Origin of the sequence: Citrobacter sp. C1 (assembly GCF_014596895.2) — a bacterium.
Taxonomy (GTDB): domain Bacteria; phylum Pseudomonadota; class Gammaproteobacteria; order Enterobacterales; family Enterobacteriaceae; genus Citrobacter; species Citrobacter gillenii.
Map to the genome: position 1 here is coordinate 4,814,693 of NZ_CP115035.1, position 21,014 is coordinate 4,835,706.

A 21,014-nucleotide genomic window follows, 5' to 3' on the forward strand; every position below is an offset into this window, starting at 1 on the left:
CGCGATATACTAAAAATTCTCGCAGCAACTGAACGTTGAGCCTATGAAATACGATACATCCGAGCTTTGTGACATCTACCAGGAAGATGTCAACGTCGTGGAACCACTGTTCTCTAACTTTGGGGGACGGTCGTCGTTTGGCGGACAAATCACCACGGTAAAATGTTTCGAGGACAACGGGTTGCTGTACGATCTGCTCGAACAAAATGGCCGTGGTCGCATTCTGCTGGTCGATGGCGGCGGCTCTGTCCGTCGTGCGCTGGTTGATGCCGAACTGGCGCGGCTGGCGGTACAGAATGAATGGGAAGGTCTGGTCATCTACGGTTCAGTACGCCAGGTAGACGATCTGGAAGAACTGGACATCGGTATCCAGGCAATTGCCGCTATTCCGGTGGGTGCCGCAGGTGAAGGCATTGGAGAAAGCGATGTGCGCGTCAACTTCGGTGGCGTGACGTTCTTCTCCGGCGACCACCTGTACGCCGACAATACCGGGATGATCCTCTCCGAAGACCCGCTCGATATCGAGTAATTGAAAAAGGCCATCAGCAAATTTGATGGCCTTTTATTTTCATTCATCCGATTTGTAGTGGATGACTTTCACATCATAATTCCCAGCCCTAGCTTCAACAACGACACTCATCATCTCGCGACTTGCAGGATAAGATTCAATGTATGCGTTTAATTTTTCCTCTGCTCTCTGAACATCACTCTTTGGTATCCCCGTAAAAACTATTTCACTGCGTTGAAGATGGCTACCTTCATCTGCATGGCTTACAAAAAACCAGTCGCTGGATACCCTTGGAACCTGTTTAAGAGGTTCTGGCGTTAACAGCTGATAAATTAATAAATTCTTCTGCGCATAGTTTTTTTTTGTAAAAATGCTCGCCATGAAATAACAATACAACAGCGCAAAGAAAATCATAAAACCAATAATAATACCTGATATACGAGACATCATATGCGGAGTTCCCAAACATAATCAGGATTTGCAACAGGTTTTATTACATCCATAAATAAAGGTAACTCCCCTGAATAGGGTTCATGTTTCGTCCCCTTATCTAAAGGATCGGGAAACAGTAACGGAATGACGCTTTTATTCTTAAATTCACCAACCGGACCATAGAAGTCCCATATCCGATAAGCCTTTTCTTTCGAGCATATCTGAAGATAAGAGGTGTAATCTGCGTAATTTACTGCTTGGTAAAAACCAAATAAATTCGATACCAAATCTTCGGCACTATAGCCACTATCAGTTAAATAAACGTAAGGCCAAAAATCCTGTAAGGATTCAAAGCGATATGACGTACTTAAGAATATCGATAAAGCAACACCTTGCAGAGTTCGTTCCTGCAATCCTCGTCGCACCATAAATCTACGATATATGCCAGTATTAATATTTAGGCCATGAATGCTTTTGGACATACTTTGATGATAATTTACTTCATAAAATTCGCTATCACCACCACGAGCCCTTGTCATTTCAAACCAGAGCTTTTCAGCTCCAGCCGGATTGGCATGACCTAAATCAATCCATCCTATATTCTCTGTATAGATAAGACCGTATCTAATATCTCTGGTGATAAATCGATCCGAATTATCAATAATATCATTTCTTTTTGTCATATCGTATTCTTTGAAATTTGAGAATTACGATATCCTAAAGTCTACATAGTAAAAAGGCATCCATAATGGATGCCTTTCTCAAGAAATCAGAATTAGACTTCTTCCATACGCCCCAGGAGAGCATGCAGACGATCCTGCCAGCCGCTCTGCTGTTCTTTCAGGCTGTTGTTCTCTCGCTCCAGCTCTTCACGCTGCTGCTGTGCAGACTGAACTTCCTGCGACAGTGAGTTGTTTTTTTCTTTCAGCTCTTCGATTTCCATCTGCAACAGCGTGATGGTATCAATCGCCTGCTGTACTTTTGCTTCCAGTTTCTCAAACACTTCTAATGACATCGTCATACCTCTCCTGAATTGCAAGGCGTTGATGGATATAAATCCTCGTCCCGATAACGGTGACGCCTTAATAAAAACGCGCGTTCTCTACTTAGCACCGATTGTATGAAGCCGCGCCATCCCTGTCCAGCAGCATCCCGCGTAGATTGCGGTTTGCAACACTTTTAATCCTTGTCCTGGCGACAAACACCCTATAGCTCAAAAGTGTTAACATATTGGTTAATGAAATGATTCAGCTCACACTAGTTATGTATTACAAATACCTCGTTATGGCGCGAAAACGCTCATTTTGTTGATGCAGCACACACATTTTAATTTCGATATTTCTCGTTTTTGCTCGTTAACGATAAATTAACAGTGTGCCTACCGGGCTCCGGGGATGTCAGTGACCTTCTCGCACACAATAAACATTAATCTCTCTTCAGGATCCGATTATGAGTCAAACATCAACCTTGAAAGGCCAGTGCATTGCTGAATTCCTCGGTACCGGGTTGTTGATTTTCTTCGGTGTGGGCTGTGTTGCTGCACTCAAAGTCGCTGGGGCGACTTTTGGGCAGTGGGAAATCAGTATCATCTGGGGTCTGGGGGTAGCGATGGCTATCTATCTGACGGCAGGCGTTTCTGGTGCACACCTGAATCCGGCGGTCACAATCGCACTTTGGCTGTTTGCCTGCTTTGATAAGCGTAAAGTCGTACCTTTTATCATTTCACAAATTGCCGGCGCCTTTTGCGCAGCGGCTTTGGTTTACGGGCTTTATTACAATCTTTTCATCGATTTCGAACAAACCAACCATATCGTGCGCGGTAGCGCTGAAAGCCTCAATCTGGCAGGGACATTCTCAACATATCCAAACCCGCATATCAATTTTGTGCAGGCCTTCGCAGTTGAAATGGTCATTACCGCTATTCTGATGGGGCTGATTTTGGCACTGACCGACGATGGTAACGGTGTGCCACGTGGTCCACTGGCGCCGCTGCTGATCGGTTTATTGATCGCAGTTATTGGTGCCTCTATGGGACCACTGACCGGTTTTGCAATGAACCCGGCACGTGACTTCGGACCGAAACTCTTCGCCTGGATGGCTGGATGGGGTGAGATTGCCTTCACGGGCGGTCGCGATATTCCTTACTTCCTGGTACCGGTGTTTGGCCCGATTACCGGCGCGATTTTGGGCGCATGGGCATATCGCAAACTGATTGGTCGCCATTTGCCGTGCGATGTCTGCGCGATTGAAGAGAAAGACGTCGCGGCCAACACTCAACAAAAAGCTTCGCAGTAATGTGACTACGGGACAAAAATCATGACTGAAAAAAAATATATCGTTGCGCTCGACCAGGGCACTACCAGCTCCCGCGCGGTCGTAATGGACCACGATGCAAATATTGTTAGCGTTTCACAACGCGAATTCGAGCAAATCTACCCGAAAGCCGGTTGGGTAGAACACGACCCGATGGAAATTTGGGCGACTCAAAGCTCTACGCTGGTAGAAGTGCTGGCGAAAGCCGATATCAGTTCCGACGAAATTGCCGCGATCGGGATTACCAACCAGCGCGAAACCACCATCGTCTGGGAGCGTGAAACCGGTAAACCTATCTATAACGCCATTGTCTGGCAGTGTCGTCGTACCGCGGATATTTGCGAGAAACTTAAGCGCGACGGTATGGAAGACTATGTCCGTAACAACACCGGGCTGGTCATTGACCCGTACTTCTCTGGCACCAAAGTGAAGTGGATCCTCGACCACGTAGAGGGCTCGCGTGAGCGCGCTCGTCGCGGCGAACTGTTGTTTGGTACCGTGGACACCTGGCTTATCTGGAAAATGACTCAGGGGCGCGTACACGTAACGGATTACACCAACGCCTCACGTACCATGCTGTTCAACATCCATACCCTGGACTGGGACGACAAAATGCTGGACGCACTGGACGTCCCGCGTGCCATGCTGCCGGAAGTGCGTCGTTCTTCTGAAGTCTACGGTCAGACCAACATTGGCGGTAAAGGCGGCACGCGTATTCCTATCTCGGGTATCGCGGGTGACCAGCAGGCCGCACTGTTCGGTCAGCTGTGCGTGAAAGAAGGGATGGCGAAAAACACCTACGGCACCGGCTGCTTCATGCTGATGAATACCGGCGAGAAAGCCGTGAAGTCTGAAAACGGGCTGCTGACCACCATCGCCTGCGGTCCGACCGGGGAAGTAAACTATGCGCTGGAAGGCGCGGTGTTTATGGCCGGCGCATCCATTCAGTGGCTGCGTGATGAAATGAAACTCATCAGCGATGCGTTCGACTCCGAATACTTCGCCACCAAAGTGAAGGACACCAACGGTGTGTACGTCGTTCCGGCATTCACCGGTCTGGGTGCGCCATACTGGGACCCGTATGCGCGTGGTGCCATCTTTGGCCTGACCCGTGGCGTTAACTCCAACCACATCATCCGTGCAACGCTTGAGTCTATCGCTTATCAGACCCGTGACGTGCTGGAAGCAATGCAGGCCGACTCCGGTATTCGTCTGCACGCGCTGCGTGTCGACGGTGGCGCGGTCGCCAACAACTTCCTGATGCAGTTCCAGTCCGACATTCTTGGCACCCGCGTTGAGCGCCCGGAAGTACGTGAAGTGACTGCACTGGGTGCCGCATACCTGGCAGGTCTGGCCGTTGGCTTCTGGCAAAACCTGGATGAACTGCAGGAAAAAGCGGTCATCGAGCGTGAATTCCGCCCAGGCATCGAAACCACCGAACGTAACTTCCGTTACAGCGGCTGGAAAAAAGCGGTTAAACGCGCCCTGGCGTGGGAAGACCACGAAGAGTAACCCGTCATTGCCGGATGGCACGGCCTACTGATACGAATCTGACGTAGGCCGGATAAGACGCGTTAGCGTCGCCATCCGGCAATATCTTCGTGCGGGGCAATCCCGCACACACATCAATAATCCCGCCCTCTCCCCTGTGCTACACTTCGCGCCATTCCTTTCTGCTACGAGTTTGCAATGAGACGAGAACTTGCCATTGAATTTTCACGCGTAACCGAAGCGGCGGCACTGGCTGGCTATAAATGGCTGGGACGCGGCGATAAAAATACCGCCGACGGCGCAGCGGTGCACGCCATGCGTATTATGCTCAACCAGGTCAATATTGACGGCACCATCGTGATTGGCGAAGGTGAAATTGATGAAGCGCCGATGCTGTATATCGGTGAGAAAGTCGGTACCGGTCACGGCGATGCCGTAGACATTGCGGTCGACCCTATCGAAGGTACGCGCATGACGGCAATGGGCCAGGCGAATGCGCTGGCGGTCCTCGCAGTTGGTGACAAAGGCTGTTTCCTCAACGCGCCAGATATGTACATGGAGAAGTTGATTGTCGGCCCTGGCGCCAAAGGGGCTATCGACCTGAACCTGCCGCTGGAAACAAACCTACGTAATGTCGCCGCCGCACTCAACAAGCCGCTCGGCGATCTGACCGTGACGATTCTGGCCAAACCTCGCCACGATGAGGTGATCGCAGAGATGGCGAAGCTTGGCGTTCGCGTGTTCGCCATTCCCGATGGCGACGTCGCAGCCTCCATTCTGACCTGTATGCCAGACAGCGAAGTTGACGTGCTGTACGGCATTGGCGGCGCACCGGAAGGTGTCGTTTCTGCCGCCGTCATCCGCGCGCTGGACGGCGACATGCAGGGTCGTTTGCTGGCACGTCATGACGTCAAAGGCGACAGCGAAGAAAACCGCCGTATCGGCGAACAGGAACTGGCCCGCTGCCAGGCGATGGGCATTGAAGCCGGTAAAGCGCTGCGTCTGGACGAAATGGCACGTAGCGATAACGTTATCTTCTCCGCCACCGGGATCACCAAAGGTGATCTGTTGGATGGAATCAGCCGTAAGGGCAATATCGCCACCACCGAAACGCTGCTGATCCGCGGCAAGTCGCGCACGATCCGTCGTATTCAATCCATCCACTACCTTGATCGCAAAGATCCTGATGTGCAGGCGCATATCCTGTAACAAATTTGTTTGATTGAGCCTTCCAGTCCTTCGGGGCTGGAAATCTTTCGTGCAACGAACGAAGATAAGGCAATCAAAGCAGACAGGAGGACACCATGGCAGATTGGGTAACAGGCAAAGTCACTAAGGTACAGAACTGGACCGACGCCCTGTTTAGTTTGACCGTGCGCGCGCCGGTTCTCCCCTTCACTGCGGGTCAGTTCACTAAGCTTGGTCTGGAGATCGACGGCGAACGCGTCCAGCGCGCCTATTCCTACGTGAATGCACCAGACAACCCCGATTTAGAGTTTTATCTGGTGACGGTGCCTGACGGAAAGCTGAGTCCACGTCTGGCCGCGCTAAAACCTGGCGATGACGTACAGGTGGTCAGTGAAGCCGCGGGGTTCTTTGTGCTGGATGAAGTCCCCGATTGCGATACGCTGTGGATGCTGGCAACCGGCACGGCGATCGGCCCGTACTTATCCATTCTGCAACTGGGCAAAGATGTCGATCGCTTTAAAAATCTGGTGCTGGTCCATGCTGCCCGTTATGCCGCCGATTTAAGCTACCTGCCGCTGATGCAGGCGCTGGAAAAGCGTTACGAAGGGAAATTACGTATTCAGACCGTCGTCAGCCGTGAAACAGCTGCAGGTTCGCTTACTGGCCGCGTTCCCGCACTGATTGAAAGCGGTGAGCTGGAAAAAGCAGTCGGTCTGCCGATGGATACCGCCACCAGCCATGTGATGCTCTGTGGGAACCCACAGATGGTACGCGATACCCAGCAGTTGCTGAAAGATACCCGGCAGATGACCAAACACCTGCGTCGCCGACCGGGCCATATGACCGCTGAGCATTACTGGTAAGGGTGTTTGCCTGAAGTCACTTTTGCCGGATGGTGGCTTCGCCTTATCCGGCCTACGGGTGACACTTTCGCCATCTGGCATTGTATTCACGCTTTGTACTTCACGTCCTGCGTATCCTTACCAAACTTATTCTCGCCCTGGGTGCCAACAAACGCGCCCAGGTCAATCAGCATGCCGACCAGAATCAACGTGGGGACAAAGCGTCCGACGACCCACGGCAAGACGCTGGGTAACATCGTCCAATTTCCTGCCAGCAGCATCCACGCCAGAATCATCAATAGCGCCCATGCGCCAGAGCGTCCCCGGTCATGCAGGCGTTTTACCGTCACCGCCGCTGTCGGCCATAACAAGCACACCAGGCAAAAAGCCGCTGTCTGAATATCGAGAAGTTTTTTACTCGCCAGCGAGAACAGAACCAGCATACCGACAATCCAGAGGCCGACCCAAATCCAGAAATCACGGCGTCCAATACGCCCTTTAATTGAGAATAACCACTGCTGTATGGTCATGTAAGTTCCTTTATTATTACCTTCAAGAACAGCTTACCCTTTTGACAAGCCCGACGGTTTTGCTCTATGGATTTCGAGTGGTGGGAAGGCGGCAAGTGAATGAGTCCCGATGAGCTTACTCAAGTAAGTGATTCGGGTGAATGAACGCAGCTAACGCACCTGCCACTTGAAAGACGACGAGTATATCGTTTTAATCGTGGTCAGTCATAATGAAAGGTACGATTGATGAAGCAAGGATTTACTCTGTTTTTATTATTGTTTTCAGCCCTGTCCGCAAGCCCTGTGGCTCGGGCGGAAGCGCCCTCGACGGCAACCACTGCCCCCTATCTGCTGGCGGGTGCGCCGACGTTTGATCTGTCGATCAGCCAATTTCGTGAAAACTTTAATACGCAGAATCCGAAGCTTGCATTAAATGAATTCCGCGCCATCGACAGCAGCCGCGATAAGGCAAATCTCACCCGAGCAGCCAGTAAAATCAATGAAAACCTGTATGCGTCATCAGCCCTTGAGCGCGGGACATTGAAAATTAAAAGCATGCAGATAACCTGGCTGCCGATCCAGGGGCCGGAACAAAAGGCCGCCAAAGCCAAAGCGCTGGAGTACATGAGTGCCGTCATCCGTACCGTAGCCCCCTTATTGACCAAAGAACAAAGTCAGAAAAAACTGCAAAAATTGCTCACCGCAGGCAAAAGTAAGCATTACTACGCAGAAACCGAGGGTGCAATTCGCTATGTCGTGGCAGATAACGGCGAAAAAGGGCTGACCTTCGCTGTTGAACCGATTAAGCTGGCGCTATCTGAAAATCTCGAAGGGTCGAATAAATGACAAAAAGCAAAGCCTTCATGATGATCAATCTCTATACTGTTTCACAGACCATGCTGCCCTGACGGGCGGCCATCTTCCTTAATTCGCTGACAAGCGTGGAGAAATGAAATGCGACATCCTTTAGTGATGGGTAACTGGAAACTGAACGGCAGCCGCCACATGGTAAACGAACTGGTTGCTAACCTGCGTAAAGAACTGGCTGGCGTTGCTGGCTGTGCAGTAGCAATCGCTCCACCGGAAATGTATATCGACCTGGCGAACCACGCCGCTGCCGGTAGCCACATCATCCTGGGTGCGCAGAACGTTGACCTGAACCTGTCTGGCGCATTCACCGGTGAAACCAGCGCTGAAATGCTGAAAGATATCGGCGCGAAATACATCATTATCGGTCACTCTGAGCGTCGTACTTACCACAAAGAGTCTGACGAACTGATCGCTAAAAAATTCGCCGTGCTGAAAGAGCAGGGTCTGACGCCGGTTCTGTGCATCGGTGAAACCGAAGCAGAAAACGAAGCGGGCAAAACTGAAGAAGTGTGCGCACGTCAGATCGACGCAGTACTGAAGACTCAGGGCGCAGAAGCATTCGAAGGCGTGGTTATCGCTTACGAACCTGTATGGGCTATCGGTACCGGCAAATCTGCAACTCCGGCACAGGCTCAGGCTGTTCACAAATTCATCCGTGACCATATTGCTAAAGCTGACGCAAAAATCGCTGAACAAGTTATCATCCAGTACGGCGGTTCCGTAAACGCAGCTAACGCGGCAGAATTGTTCGCGCAGCCGGACATCGACGGCGCGCTGGTGGGTGGTGCTTCTCTGAAAGCCGACGCCTTCGCCGTGATCGTTAAGGCAGCTGAAGCCGCTAAACAGGCTTAAGTTGTTGTAAGGGGGGCATTGCCCCCCTTGTCATCTCCGCGTTACCAATATCCCAGCCAGTGCCACCAGAAGGCACCCGTTACCCCCCAGATAGTCAGGTTGGCCACACTCATCACCAGCCCTGTTTTCCACCACTCAGCCAGCGTAACGTAACCCGAGCCAAAAATGATGGGCGCAGTACCTGTGCCGTAGTGCGTGAGCGACATCATCAACGAGGATGAGAATCCCAGCATCAGGCCAAGCAGCGCCGGAGGCGCACCGAGACCTAATCCCGCCGCGAAGAACGCCGCGAACATCGCCGTAATATGCGCGGTAGTGCTGGCAAAAAAGTAGTGCGAATAGACGTAAAGCAGAACCAGCAGCAGTGTGGCGATACTCCAGTGAACGCCGAGATGATCGATGGCACTTCCGACGCTGGTCGCCAGCCAGCCGACCAGGCCCAGTTTGCTCAGGAAGTCCGCCATCATTACCAGCGCAGCAAACCAGACTATCGTATCCCATGCCCCACGGCATTTGAGAATATCATCCCAGCTGAGTACCCCGGTCACTAACAGAATTGATAAGCCGATTAACGCCGCGCTGGTGGGGTTGACGGTCCAGGCACTGCCCATAATCATCGCAGGAACACCCGCCCACAGGCAGAGCAGCAAAACGAAAACCGCGAGGGTGATTTTCTCTGCCAGCGCAAGCGGGCCAAGCGCATCGAGCTTTTGCCGGGCGAACTGCGGCGCGTTCGGCGTGCGGGTAATGGCCGGCGGGTAGAGCCACCAGATAATAATGGGCATCACGATCAGTGAGACGACCGCAGGCAGAAGCGCAGCGATGGCCCACATTCCCCAGGTCATATTCAGTACCCCATCCGTCCCTTTGGTCAAAAAGCTGACAATCAGTGGGTTAGGCGCGGTCGCAGTAATAAACATCGCCGAGGTAATCGGGTTAATGTTGTAGTTCACCAGCGCCAGATAGCGGCCGGTAGAACCGTTTTCCTTATCTCCCGGCTGAGACCCGAGGCTTTCGGCAATCGCCCGCATGACCGGGTGAATAATCCCACCACCGCGCGCGGTATTGCTTGGGGTTACGGGGGCTATCAGCGTTTCCGCCAGGGTTAACGCCCAGGCAATACCCAGCGTCCGTTTGCCAAACAGGGCAATAAACCCATAGCCAATGCGCGCGCCCAGCCCCGTTTTCAACAGGCTTTGCGACAGCATGATGGAGATACCGATCAACCAGATCAGTTGGTTAGAGAAACCGCTCAGCGCATCACTCAGCGCCGCAGTCGGTTTACCAGGGTGAGTGACGCCGGTCATTGCCACCAGCATAATCGCTACAATCGCGATAGCGCCAATAGGCATGGCTTTGCCAATGATGGCCGCGATAGTGCCAATAAACAACGCCAGCAGATGCCACGCTTCGGGGGTAACGTCAGGAGGGCAAGGGATAACAAACCAGATAGTCAGGGTAATCACGATCGAGATAATGGCAGGCCAACAGCGTATAGGGGTCAATCTGTCCATGAGTCAATCCTTGAGTTTCCAGCACGCAAGTATGCACATCGATATTACCCGGTATCGACATACAGAATGCGATTCACCTTCTCAATACATAAATTTTTACGATTACAAGACGTTATAGTTTCCCCAGTACGCTAAACCACAGATAATCCAGCGGCAGCAGAACCAGATACGTTGCCATAGCCAGCGTAATGCACAGCAGCATTCCTGCCCGTGCAGGCACTTTGCCTAGCGCCATCGCCACCACAATTGGCGATGCCTGATACGGCAGCAACGGAGTGGAATAGCCCAACACCTGAATCATAATCACCGACAGCAGCGGAAACCCGGTCGCATCGGCAAAGCTCTGTGCCAGCGTGGTATACAGCGCCGGAACGCCGTTGGCGGTCATAATAAAATTGAGCGCCGTGGTAATACCGGTTAACGCCAGAAAGCTGGTAAAGGGTTTATCCGCGTCCAGCGGCATCACGTGTAGCAACGCCTCCCCCACCGCGCTACCGATGCCGGTTTGCGTCACGGTGATCGCCAGCCCCAGGATCCCCGCCACGTAAATACAGGTGCGGATGTTCACCCCGCTGGAAAACTCGTCCCCGTTAATAAAGCCTACCCGTGGCAACAGCGTAATGATTGCCGCCGCCAGCCCAGTCCAGGCCGGACCAATACCGTGCCAGCTTTCGCTGACCCACATCAGCAACACCACCGCTAACATCCAGGCCAGCCGTTTTTCATCGCGACTCATCGGCGCAGGTGGCGTCACATCCATAGGGGCATGGGGCTTGCCGGGGAACAGCCAGCAGATCAGTCCAACCAGCAGCGCGCCTTTTAACCACCCGAGGACCGGCGTATGCAGCAATAAATAGGGTAGATAATTCAGATGGATACCGTAAGAACCTTCCGTTGCGCCGCTCATCACCAGATTCGGTACGTTGGCGGGTAGGATGGTAGCGGAAAGCTGGAACGTCCCAAAACCCACGGCTAACGCCAGACCGTACCAGGCACGGGTACCGTCGACAATGCCAGCGCGTTTCGCCATCGCCGCGACAATCGGCATCAGCAGCGCAATACGCCCCATATTGGACGGCATCACAAACGCCAGCGCATAGCTCAGCAGCACCACGCTTGCGACCATTAACGGCCAGGAATCGGTCAGCCGGGACGACAACGCCCGCGCCGCCCTGTCCGCCAGTCCCGTTTTACGTATCGCGATGCCCAACACGAAACCGCTGAAAACCAGCCAGAACGCCGACGAAGCAAAGCCGCCAAAAATCACCTCCGGTGGGGCGATTTTCGCCACCATTGCGACAGAGAAGAATATCAGCGCCGTAATGAACTCCGGTAACAGCGACGTAGCCCAGAGCAGAATGGTGATGCCAACCACCAATGAAGGGATAAACAGAGGGTGCGTAAGCCAGAGCGACATGCCTGTCTCCTGTTGTTTTTTTCAACAAGAATACGGGGACAGGCACAGAGAGTAAACGCCAGATTAGGTGGGGTTACCGCAGGATCTGGCACTGATGATCCTGAATTTCCTCGGCGGAGGCGAGATTCAGCGACAGCAGATCGCGCTGGGTCGCCAGCAGGACAAAGGACTCATCACTCTGACGCACCATCGCCAGCGCATAGCGCCCCATATGATCACGCGCATCCGGCACCTCTTCCGCCAGCATCATAAACGGGCTGCGCTGTGCCAGTTCGTTTTCCGTCACGCGGCGCGCCAGATACTCGTGCCCACGTAATCCCCCCGGCAAAGGCAGCCAGCGGGTGCTGATTTTCGCCATATTGTCATCCAGTTGCGTTCTAACGTCAGAACGCAGGCAAGAGATATGAATGTGGAAATGGTTTTGCGTGCGGCCAGACGGCGAGTTGATCGTGAGTGATACCGCTTTATCAGGAATTTCCTGGCCGTATTTTTGGCTCATAAAACCGCGCGCTTGCCAGGCGAGCCAGAAAAAATTCGGCGTGCCTGATTGCAACAGCAGCGGGCTTTCCGTGCCGTTAATGCGGTAAGTGGGCATCAATAAGTATTGCAGAGGGCCGTTACGGTCTTTGAACACCACATACCCGGCATCCGGTTTCACCTCCGCACACGGCGCAGGGTTATGCCGTTGCAGCTGGTTCGGCAGGCATTGCTCAAGAACAATCTGGCGTAATGCATCCGGGTTACCGTTGAGTTTCCAGTAACCTATGCCCGCAGCGGCAGCGATAATCATCACCACCAGTAAAAAATAGCCTGCTTTTTTCATTACGCGTTTCCTGTATCCCATTGAAGGGTAAGCGTAACGTAAAATGATGACAAATAAAAAAGCCCGGTCGCGTTATGCCACCGGGCCTGCAAACACATCTGCGTTAGCGTTTACTGATTTGGTCAAACGTACCGCCGTTAGAGAAGTGCTCTTTCTGCGCTTTGGTCCAGCCACCAAACTCGTCGTCGATGGTGAACAACTTCAGCTTCGGAAAGGCATTTTCGTATTTCTTCGCCACGTCAGCATCACGCGGGCGGTAATAGTTTTTCGCCGCAATTTCCTGACCTTGCGGAGAATAGAGATACTTCAGGTAGGCTTCGGCCACCACTTTGCTGTCTTTCTTTTCTACCACTTTGTCGACAATAGACACGGTCGGTTCTGCGAGAATAGATTCGCTTGGCGTGACGATCTCAAACTTGTCTTTACCCAGTTCGTTCGTCGCCAGCAGCGCTTCGTTTTCCCATGCGATCAGCACATCGCCAATTCCACGTTCAACAAAGGTATTGGTAGAGCCGCGCGCGCCGGAATCCAGCACTTCCACGTTTTTAAACAGAGCTTTGACGAAGTCCTGAGCTTTGGCCTGATCGTTGTTATTGTGGTGCAGGGCATAACCCCATGCCGCCAGATAGTTCCAGCGTGCCCCGCCGGAGCTTTTCGGGTTTGGCGTAATGACTGACACACCCGGTTTAACCAGATCGTTCCAGTCATGAATCTGCTTTGGATTGCCTTTGCGCACCAGGAAGACGATGGTGGAGGTGTAAGGTGCAGAGTTGTCCGGCAGGCGTTTAATCCAGTTTTTATCGATACGGCCACGCTCAGCAATGGCGTCCACGTCATAGGCCAACGCCAGGGTAACCACATCGGCTTCGATACCGTTGATGACTGAGGTTGCCTGTTTACCGGAGCCACCATGTGACTGACGGATCACCACGTTATCGCCCGTTTCCTGTTTCCAGTGCGCCGCGAAGGCTTTGTTGTACTGTTCGTACAGCTCACGCGTTGGATCGTACGATACGTTAAGTAACTGAATATCCTTTGCCAGAACGCTGGTCGATGCCAGCAATAATGTTAACCCTACGCCCCATTTGTTCATCGCCCAGCTCGCTTATTTAATGTTGTGATGAGCAGAGCGTGCCAGAAAGCGAACCAAACTTTAAAGAATAAAAAAAGATTTGCTATAACGCGGGGGAATATATGGAGTCGGGTGTTTGCCTGATGGCGCTACGCTTATCAGGCCTACAATTTGCATCATGTAGGCCGGATAAGGCGCAAGCCGCCATCCGGCAATTGCAATCAGTACAGTTTTTTCGCGCAGTCCAGCCAGTCACCTTTGAACGGACGCTTCATATTCTCGATAGCGTCGATGATGTCGTGGTGAACCAACTGTTCGTTCTGAATACCGACGCAGCGACCGCCATGACCTTCAAGCAGCAGATCAATGGCATACGCCCCCATACGGGATGCCAGAATACGGTCGTAAGGCACCGGGGAACCACCACGCTGGATGTGACCCAGTACGGTTGAGCGCGTTTCACGGCCGGTTTCTTTCTCGATGTAATGCGCCAGTTCATCAACGTCACACATGTGCTCGGTGATCGCCACAATCGCGTGTTTCTTACCTTTGGCGATGCCAGCTTTGATTTCAGCGACCAGATCGTCACGGCTGAATTCAACTTCCGGAACGACGACGAATTCGCAGCCACCGGCAATTGCTGCCGCCAGAGTCAGGTCACCACAGTAGCGCCCCATCACTTCAACGATGGAGATACGTTGGTGAGAAGAAGAGGTGTCACGCAGACGGTCAATCGCTTCTACCACGGTACCCAGTGCGGTGAAGTAGCCGATAGTGTAGTCGGTGCCTTTAATATCGTTGTCGATAGTACCCGGCAGGCCAATGCACGGGAAACCCATTTCAGTCAGACGTTTTGCACCCAAGTAGGAACCGTCACCACCGATAACAACCAGGGCGTCAATCCCACGCTTCTTCAGGTTTTCGATAGCCACAGCGCGCACGTTTTCGTCGCGGAATTCCGGGAAGCGAGCAGAACCGAGGAAAGTACCGCCACGGTTGATCATGTCGGACACGCTATAACGGTCGAGCTGAACCATACGGTCTTCATACAAACCCAGGTAGCCATCATGGATCCCCATGACTTCCAGTCCTTCCGTCAACGCTGCACGTACAACACCACGGATTGCTGCGTTCATGCCCGGCGCATCACCGCCGCTTGTCAACACACCGATTTTCTTAATCATGACTACCTCTGAACTTTGGAATGCAAAATGAAATCTGCTGCCGGAAGTCGATTCCGCATATCGAAACGATCCAACGAATATGCAGATAGTATAACAATCACTTCCTGCTGAATTGATTCAGGTCAGGCCAAACGGTGGTAATTTATACACAAAATGCTGGCCCTGCTCACTTTTTTACAACGAATTATGAAAGCTCAAACATCTTGCCTTCCTTGGGTACGACTGAACAGGGATCCTGATGAATAATCACATCCGATCCCGGGAAACGCCGCAAAATCGCCTGCTCAACCTGTTCAGCCACTAAATGCGCCTGAACGAGCGGCAGATTATCTTCCATTTCCAAATGAATCTGAATAAAGCGGGTCGGCCCTGACTGCCGCGTGCGAAGATCGTGAGCGCCGCTGACTCCTGGCCATGACGTCACTATATCAATAATTTCCTGACGTTCTTCATCGGGCAAGGCGCGATCCAGCAAGGATTGCACCGCCTCGTAGCCCATACGCAATGCGCTATATAGAATATAGATGCCAATCCCGAGCGCAAACAAGGCATCCGCACGATGCCAACCGTACCAGGCCAGACCAAGCGCGACGAGAATAGCGCCGTTCATCATAACATCAGACTGATAATGAAGCATATCTGCCCGAACGGCCTGACTTTGCGTACGCTTAACGACCCAACGCTGAAACGTGACCAGTATGATAGTACAAATTAACGCAATGACGGTGACGATTACCCCGACGCCCGGATCTTTCATCGGCGTCGGTTGAACAAGATGCTGAATGCCTGTCAAAAATAAGAACAGCGCCGAGCCAGAAATAAACATACTTTGCGCCAGCGCCGCCAGCGATTCTGCTTTCCCGTGCCCGAACGTGTGTTCATCATCGGCTGGCTGTAAGGAATAGCGCACCACCAGCAAATTGGTTAACGACGCGGCAATATCGACCAAAGAGTCCACCAGTGCAGCCAGAATACTCACCGACCCGGTGTACCACCACGCAAAAATTTTGATCAAAAGTAACAGCGAAGCCATCACGGTCGCCGCGATAGCCGCCCGGCTCACCAGCCGCCCATAAGTTTGATTCATAAGCACTCCCATCAGGATATGCCGCTAGTATAACGGATGAACTAAAACAGTCAGGCAATAAGAAAGTGTCAAATTTTGGGCAAAAAAAAACCATACGCAATGTGTGGAAAAGCGGGGATGGAATGTTGCTGCAAACATAGCACATTAAAATAAAAAATTACGCCCCCTCTTATAGCCGGACCAGTATGGCAATACGTCATCTGAATACGTTTTATTCTGAATTTTTAGGACCTCTCAACAACTTTTCCATTACTCCTTTACTTTAGGTGTACGATAAATACTCAATCAACATATCTTGAGGGATTAAGATAGTGTATTACCCTAATTCTATTGACTGGAAACCGATCCAAGAAGGGGGACTGCGTAGGTTAAGGCTTGGCGAGATAAATCTTGCAAACTCGCTCTTTGGCTTCAGCATTCTTTACCATCAAGTTTGGATTCATCTGGAAAGTTACCTTCCTTTTGATACTCAAAACCCAGGTCAGGCGATGACGCCTGACGGCGAAATGTGGTTTAGAACCATAAAATACGAAGATGATTTCTCGATGCCAACAAAACAGCCAACGCCAAATGCCCAGCATCTTTTTTTGCATGAAATGATGCATGTTTGGCAGCACCAATATGGAATGTGGGTACGAACACGCGGGGCGTTCTCATGGGCTGCTGATTATACATACAGTCTAAATGAAAAAAATCTACTTGATTACGGACTGGAGCAGCAAGCATCCTTAGTCAGCGATTACTGGTTGTTAAAGCACTATGGGTTAGATGGGCATAGCGATCTCTATGTTTACCGCGATTATGACCCAGAAGAACCGGCGCTGGAATTAATGCAGAAATATGAAAAGGTACTCGGGAGCTTTCCGATATGAAGAAATCGCTCTTTTTTCTCCCTTTACTTTTATTTCTGGCCGGGTGCCCGGGGAAAGGCAGAGAGGGTGCAGAGTCCGGTGAACGACGGGCGATCTACGTAGATGGCAATCGTGTTTGCTTTACCATAGATAAAAACGATGTGTTAAACCGCTATATTCTGTCAACTAATGGTAGAGAAGGTAAAAAATTATTAGTCGGCGATTTTAAACATCTCACCTACCCAAGTACCTGCTTCACGGTTAATTTAGAAAAAGGGGTGGTGTATGGTGCAAGCTATACCTTAAATGGAAAAAATCACTACTACACATTTATCATTACCCATGATGGTACTGTGTTGGATTTAGGAAAAAGCTGAGCACTATTATCAGATTACACGGCTCTACATAAAGGCTGTGAGTTACATTGAGGTCAGCCACACATAACAAAAGCTTTTATAAGCGCTAAATACCTTCTGCAAGTCGCTGTTTTTCTTTGGCAGTTCACTGGAATTTTGGGCAAAAAAAACCCCCACATCATGTGGGGGAAGACAGGGATGGTGTCTATGGCAAGGAAAACAGGGTTACTACTGGGAACGTGAGTTGCTACTACTCAATAAATTCAACGATGAGCTTTTTTGCCATTGCGCGACATCGCGCAGCTGCTCCATTCGTTGCTCATGTTTCTCATTTAAAACCGCTTGCTGCTCGGGCGTTAACAGGCGATACATCTGGTTGCGGACCTTGGCGATTTCAACCTGGCGGGCAACCTGCTGTTGTGCCATCTTTTCTGCCTGAGCGCGCACAGCGCTTTCATCAAAATTCTCTGCGGTGACAAGACGATGCATTGTCTCCATTTCGCTAACATTAACAGGAGGCTGCTCATGTCTGGCCTGCTGCATTAAATCTCGCATCTGTTGACGTTGATGTTCGGTTAAACTGATACCGTCAAACATGTGGCTCTGCGCATTACGTTGCGAAGAGCTTTCACCCAGGTGCCAGTGATCGCCTGTGACGACTTCAGCTGCATGGCTAAACGTACTGAGTGCCAGCGTTGAGGCCATGACGGCAGCGGTAACTTTGCCCATCACTTGCTCCCAAAATCTTTTCTGTCGCGATTCAACGAGAGACAGTTTACGATTCGGGCTGCAAACATGCGTCAGGGGGTGTAAAACAACGTAAAGTCATAGATTAGCGCCGCCTGATGTCGTAATTTCTGCCTCGGAGGTACGTAAAAAATGAATAAAATACTGCTAGTTGATGATGACCGAGAGCTGACATCCCTGTTAAAGGAGCTGCTCGAAATGGAAGGTTTCGATGTGCTGGTTGCCCATGATGGGGAGCAGGCACTGGAGCTTCTGGATGACAGCATCGATTTACTTTTGCTCGACGTCATGATGCCGAAGAAAAACGGCATTGATACACTGAAAGCACTTCGCCAGACACACCAGACCCCCGTAATCATGCTGACCGCCCGCGGCAGCGAACTGGATCGCGTACTCGGCCTTGAGCTGGGCGCGGACGATTATTTACCCAAACCGTTTAACGACCGCGAACTGGTCGCGCGTATCCGCGCCATTCTGCGCCGCTCCCACTGGAGCGAACAGCAGCAGAACAGCGATAACGGCTCGCCGACGCTGGAGGTGGATGCGTTAAGCCTCAATCCAGGTCGCCAGGAAGCCAGCTTTGACGGGCAAACCCTGGAGTTAACCGGTACCGAATTCACCCTGCTGTATTTGCTGGCGCAGCATCTCGGCCAGGTGGTTTCTCGTGAACATTTAAGCCAGGAAGTGCTGGGCAAACGCCTGACACCGTTCGATCGTGCTATCGACATGCATATCTCGAACCTGCGTCGTAAGCTGCCGGAGCGTAAAGACGGGCACCCGTGGTTTAAAACCCTGCGCGGTCGCGGCTATCTGATGGTCTCCGCTTCATGATAGGAAGTTTAACCGCACGCATCTTTGCCATCTTCTGGTTAACGCTGGCACTGGTGCTGATGCTGGTGCTGATGTTACCCAAGCTCGACTCACGCCAGATGACCGAGCTACTGGATAGCGAACAGCGCCAGGGGTTGATGATTGAGCAGCACGTTGAAGCTGAACTGGCGAACGATCCGCCCAACGATTTGATGTGGTGGCGTCGCTTGTTTCGAGCGATAGACAAGTGGGCGCCGCCGGGACAGCGGTTATTACTTGTTACGACGGAAGGACGCGTGATCGGCGCAGAACGCAACGAAATGCAGATCATTCGTAACTTTATTGGTCAGGCCGATAACGCCGATCATCCGCAAAAGAAAAAATACGGTCGTGTTGAAATGGTTGGGCCTTTCTCCGTCAGAGATGGCGAAGATAACTACCAACTGTACCTCATTCGGCCTGCCAGCAGTTCACAATCTGACTTCATCAACCTGCTGTTTGACCGACCGCTGTTACTGCTGATCGTGACCATGTTAGTCAGCTCTCCGTTGCTGCTTTGGCTGGCCTGGAGTCTGGCAAAACCGGCTCGTAAGCTGAAAAATGCGGCGGATGAAGTGGCGCAGGGTAACCTGCGTCAGCATCCTGAACTGGAAGCCGGTCCGCAAGAATTCCTGGCGGCAGGTGCCAGCTTTAACCAGATGGTGACGGCGCTGGAACGCATGATGACCTCACAGCAACGCCTGCTGTCGGACATCTCTCACGAGTTGAGAACGCCGTTAACGCGTCTGCAATTGGGGACCGCGCTGCTGCGCCGTCGTAGCGGCGAGAGCAAAGAGCTGGAGCGTATTGAAATGGAAGCGCATCGACTGGACAGCATGATCAACGATCTGCTGGTCATGTCGCGCAATCAGCAGAAAAACGCGCTGGTCAGTGAAACCGTGAAGGCGAATCACCTGTGGGGTGACGTGCTGGATAACGCCGCCTTTGAAGCCGAGCAGATGGGCAAATCGTTCACAGTTAACTTCCCGCCAGGGCCGTGGCCGCTGTACGGTAACCCGAATACGCTGGAAAGTGCGCTGGAGAACATTGTTCGCAACGCCCTGCGCTACTCACACACCAGGATTGAAGTGGGCTTCGCGGTGGATAAAGACGGGATTACCATCACCGTGGACGATGATGGTCCGGGCGTGAGCCCCGAAGACAGAGAACAGATTTTCCGTCCGTTCTATCGTACCGATGAAGCACGCGATCGCGAATCTGGCGGTACTGGTCTGGGTCTGGCAATTGTTGAAACCGCTATTCAGCAGCATCGTGGCTGGGTCAAGGCCGAAGACAGCCCATTGGGTGGTCTGCGCCTGGTGCTCTGGCTGCCGCTGTATAAACGTGCGTAATTGTGCCTGTTGCGCCGGATGACGATGCTAACGCATCTTATCCGGCCTACAGGTTCAATAATCGCCTTATTTTCCCCACAATCTCCGCGAATTATCTTCGATCTTGCCGCTTAAGCGGCGTTTCTGCATGGTTCTGGTCCAGCTCTTTGACAGCCCCGCCGCCGACAGCAAACGGTGATACTGGTCGTCATCAAACGGCATATGCCAGGCAATGGCGATGGCCTCTTGCACGCTAACGTCACTCACACGAGACGCCAGTACCAGCGGCGCATCCGCCGATACCATGCCGGGTGCGATAACGCTGCACAACCAGCCGGTCTTGCCCGCATCCTGCATCTGGCTTGCCATGTCGCTAATAGCAAAATGAAAATTCAGCTTAAAACACGGCGAGCGTGGCTGTGTGACCTGAATCAGCGCCTCACCCCACTGGAAGATATCACCAATAAAAACATTCTCTTCCGTCATGCCCTGCGTTGACAGGTTCTCGCCAAAAGCGGGCGCGACAAACAACTCTGCCTGTTCAGGAAAAGCCTGTCGCCAGTGTAGGTAGTGTTCACGCGGATAATGGCACAGCGCGCGGTCCGGCCCACCGTGAATTTTCGTTTCTGCCTGTTCATCCCCTGCCAACCCTAATTCGGTCAGCATCAGCTCGCCATCGACCTGAACTTTCGCAATCGCACTGGGGCGGCTTCCCGTGTAATCCCGAATCTTGCCTGCAAATACATCAACCGGATATCGCATCTGTTCCCTCTCCCGA

23 protein-coding genes are annotated in these 21,014 nt (G+C 52.0%); 11 read left to right on the forward strand and 12 right to left on the reverse strand.

Going from position 1 to position 21,014, the window contains the following annotated elements:
* Positions 1-43: 43 nt before the first annotated feature.
* Entirely contained in the window at positions 44-529 is a 486-nt protein-coding gene (gene rraA / locus IB214_RS23000; RefSeq protein WP_115259760.1) for a ribonuclease E activity regulator RraA, read from the forward strand.
* A gap of 39 nt (positions 530-568) precedes the next feature.
* Here the strand turns inward: rraA and IB214_RS23005 are convergent, their stop codons facing one another.
* The 3 genes from IB214_RS23005 to zapB all read right to left on the reverse strand — a co-directional run bounded on the left by IB214_RS23005 (position 569) and on the right by zapB (position 1,961).
* The gene (locus IB214_RS23005; RefSeq protein WP_117343659.1) at positions 569-958 is read right to left on the reverse strand and encodes a hypothetical protein; all 390 of its coding nucleotides are present in this window, start codon (positions 956-958) and stop codon (positions 569-571) included.
* The gene (locus tag IB214_RS23010) at positions 955-1,623 is read right to left on the reverse strand and encodes a hypothetical protein (protein ID WP_117343658.1); all 669 of its coding nucleotides are present in this window, start codon (positions 1,621-1,623) and stop codon (positions 955-957) included. Before IB214_RS23010 ends, IB214_RS23005 begins: the two co-directional genes overlap by 4 nt.
* Positions 1,624-1,715: 92 nt before the next feature.
* Positions 1,716-1,961, reverse strand: coding sequence for a septal ring assembly protein ZapB (gene zapB / locus IB214_RS23015; RefSeq protein WP_115259761.1), 246 nt, complete (start codon positions 1,959-1,961; stop codon positions 1,716-1,718).
* A 428-nt stretch (positions 1,962-2,389) separates the two neighbouring features.
* Here zapB and IB214_RS23020 point away from each other — a divergent pair, with 428 nt between their 5' ends.
* The 4 genes from IB214_RS23020 to fpr all read left to right on the forward strand — a co-directional run bounded on the left by IB214_RS23020 (position 2,390) and on the right by fpr (position 6,795).
* Positions 2,390-3,235, forward strand: coding sequence for an MIP/aquaporin family protein (locus tag IB214_RS23020; RefSeq protein WP_096758820.1), 846 nt, complete (start codon positions 2,390-2,392; stop codon positions 3,233-3,235).
* A 21-nt stretch (positions 3,236-3,256) separates the two neighbouring features.
* On the forward strand, positions 3,257-4,765 hold the full coding sequence (gene glpK, locus IB214_RS23025; protein WP_096758821.1) for a glycerol kinase GlpK: 1,509 nt from the start codon (positions 3,257-3,259) through the stop codon (positions 4,763-4,765).
* Between the two features lie 177 nt (positions 4,766-4,942).
* Positions 4,943-5,953 (forward strand): class II fructose-bisphosphatase, encoded by a 1,011-nt coding sequence (gene glpX / locus IB214_RS23030; protein ID WP_117343657.1) that lies wholly within the window; start codon positions 4,943-4,945, stop codon positions 5,951-5,953.
* Between the two features lie 95 nt (positions 5,954-6,048).
* Positions 6,049-6,795, forward strand: a complete 747-nt coding sequence (gene fpr / locus IB214_RS23035) for a ferredoxin--NADP(+) reductase (protein WP_096758823.1) — start codon at positions 6,049-6,051, stop codon at positions 6,793-6,795.
* Between the two features lie 86 nt (positions 6,796-6,881).
* On the opposite strand, the gene IB214_RS23040 is transcribed toward fpr, so the two are convergent.
* Complete coding sequence (locus IB214_RS23040) at positions 6,882-7,304, reverse strand: DUF805 domain-containing protein (protein ID WP_096758824.1); 423 nt, start codon at positions 7,302-7,304, stop codon at positions 6,882-6,884.
* 225 nt (positions 7,305-7,529) lie between these two features.
* Between IB214_RS23040 and IB214_RS23045 the strand changes: the two genes are divergently transcribed.
* Both IB214_RS23045 and tpiA read left to right on the forward strand, forming a co-directional pair.
* Complete coding sequence (locus tag IB214_RS23045; protein WP_096758825.1) at positions 7,530-8,129, forward strand: YiiQ family protein; 600 nt, start codon at positions 7,530-7,532, stop codon at positions 8,127-8,129.
* 108 nt (positions 8,130-8,237) lie between these two features.
* A complete protein-coding gene (tpiA, locus tag IB214_RS23050) occupies positions 8,238-9,005 on the forward strand; it encodes a triose-phosphate isomerase (protein ID WP_096758826.1) in 768 nt (255 codons plus the stop codon).
* Between the two features lie 41 nt (positions 9,006-9,046).
* Here the strand turns inward: tpiA and IB214_RS23055 are convergent, their stop codons facing one another.
* From IB214_RS23055 to fieF, 6 genes are all read right to left on the reverse strand, one after another.
* The gene (locus IB214_RS23055) at positions 9,047-10,519 is read right to left on the reverse strand and encodes a DASS family sodium-coupled anion symporter (protein ID WP_096758827.1); all 1,473 of its coding nucleotides are present in this window, start codon (positions 10,517-10,519) and stop codon (positions 9,047-9,049) included.
* A gap of 112 nt (positions 10,520-10,631) precedes the next feature.
* On the reverse strand, positions 10,632-11,936 hold the full coding sequence (locus IB214_RS23060; protein ID WP_115259766.1) for an SLC13 family permease: 1,305 nt from the start codon (positions 11,934-11,936) through the stop codon (positions 10,632-10,634).
* Between the two features lie 73 nt (positions 11,937-12,009).
* A complete protein-coding gene (locus tag IB214_RS23065) occupies positions 12,010-12,759 on the reverse strand; it encodes a CDP-diacylglycerol diphosphatase (RefSeq protein WP_117343656.1) in 750 nt (249 codons plus the stop codon).
* Between the two features lie 103 nt (positions 12,760-12,862).
* Positions 12,863-13,852, reverse strand: coding sequence for a sulfate/thiosulfate ABC transporter substrate-binding protein Sbp (sbp, locus tag IB214_RS23070; RefSeq protein WP_096758830.1), 990 nt, complete (start codon positions 13,850-13,852; stop codon positions 12,863-12,865).
* Between the two features lie 200 nt (positions 13,853-14,052).
* Entirely contained in the window at positions 14,053-15,015 is a 963-nt protein-coding gene (gene pfkA / locus IB214_RS23075; protein ID WP_117343655.1) for a 6-phosphofructokinase, read from the reverse strand.
* A 184-nt stretch (positions 15,016-15,199) separates the two neighbouring features.
* Positions 15,200-16,102 (reverse strand): CDF family cation-efflux transporter FieF, encoded by a 903-nt coding sequence (gene fieF, locus IB214_RS23080; RefSeq protein ID WP_096758832.1) that lies wholly within the window; start codon positions 16,100-16,102, stop codon positions 15,200-15,202.
* A 308-nt stretch (positions 16,103-16,410) separates the two neighbouring features.
* On the opposite strand from fieF, the gene IB214_RS23085 reads away from it, so the two are divergent.
* Positions 16,411-16,974 carry a type IV secretion protein Rhs gene (locus IB214_RS23085; protein WP_117343654.1) on the forward strand — a complete coding sequence of 188 codons (564 nt, stop codon included), beginning with the start codon at positions 16,411-16,413 and terminating at the stop codon, positions 16,972-16,974.
* On the forward strand, positions 16,971-17,330 hold the full coding sequence (locus IB214_RS23090) for a putative T6SS immunity periplasmic lipoprotein (RefSeq protein WP_117343653.1): 360 nt from the start codon (positions 16,971-16,973) through the stop codon (positions 17,328-17,330). Before IB214_RS23085 ends, IB214_RS23090 begins: the two co-directional genes overlap by 4 nt.
* 207 nt (positions 17,331-17,537) lie before the next feature.
* Here the strand turns inward: IB214_RS23090 and cpxP are convergent, their stop codons facing one another.
* Positions 17,538-18,038, reverse strand: coding sequence for a cell-envelope stress modulator CpxP (gene cpxP, locus IB214_RS23095; RefSeq protein ID WP_117343652.1), 501 nt, complete (start codon positions 18,036-18,038; stop codon positions 17,538-17,540).
* A gap of 150 nt (positions 18,039-18,188) precedes the next feature.
* Here cpxP and cpxR point away from each other — a divergent pair, with 150 nt between their 5' ends.
* Positions 18,189-18,887 carry an envelope stress response regulator transcription factor CpxR gene (gene cpxR, locus IB214_RS23100; protein WP_005121756.1) on the forward strand — a complete coding sequence of 233 codons (699 nt, stop codon included), beginning with the start codon at positions 18,189-18,191 and terminating at the stop codon, positions 18,885-18,887.
* Positions 18,884-20,257, forward strand: coding sequence for an envelope stress sensor histidine kinase CpxA (cpxA, locus tag IB214_RS23105; protein ID WP_096758834.1), 1,374 nt, complete (start codon positions 18,884-18,886; stop codon positions 20,255-20,257). Before cpxR ends, cpxA begins: the two co-directional genes overlap by 4 nt.
* 66 nt (positions 20,258-20,323) lie before the next feature.
* On the opposite strand, the gene yiiM is transcribed toward cpxA, so the two are convergent.
* A complete protein-coding gene (yiiM, locus tag IB214_RS23110; protein WP_096758835.1) occupies positions 20,324-20,998 on the reverse strand; it encodes a 6-hydroxyaminopurine reductase in 675 nt (224 codons plus the stop codon).
* Between the last annotated feature and the right edge of the window lie 16 nt (positions 20,999-21,014).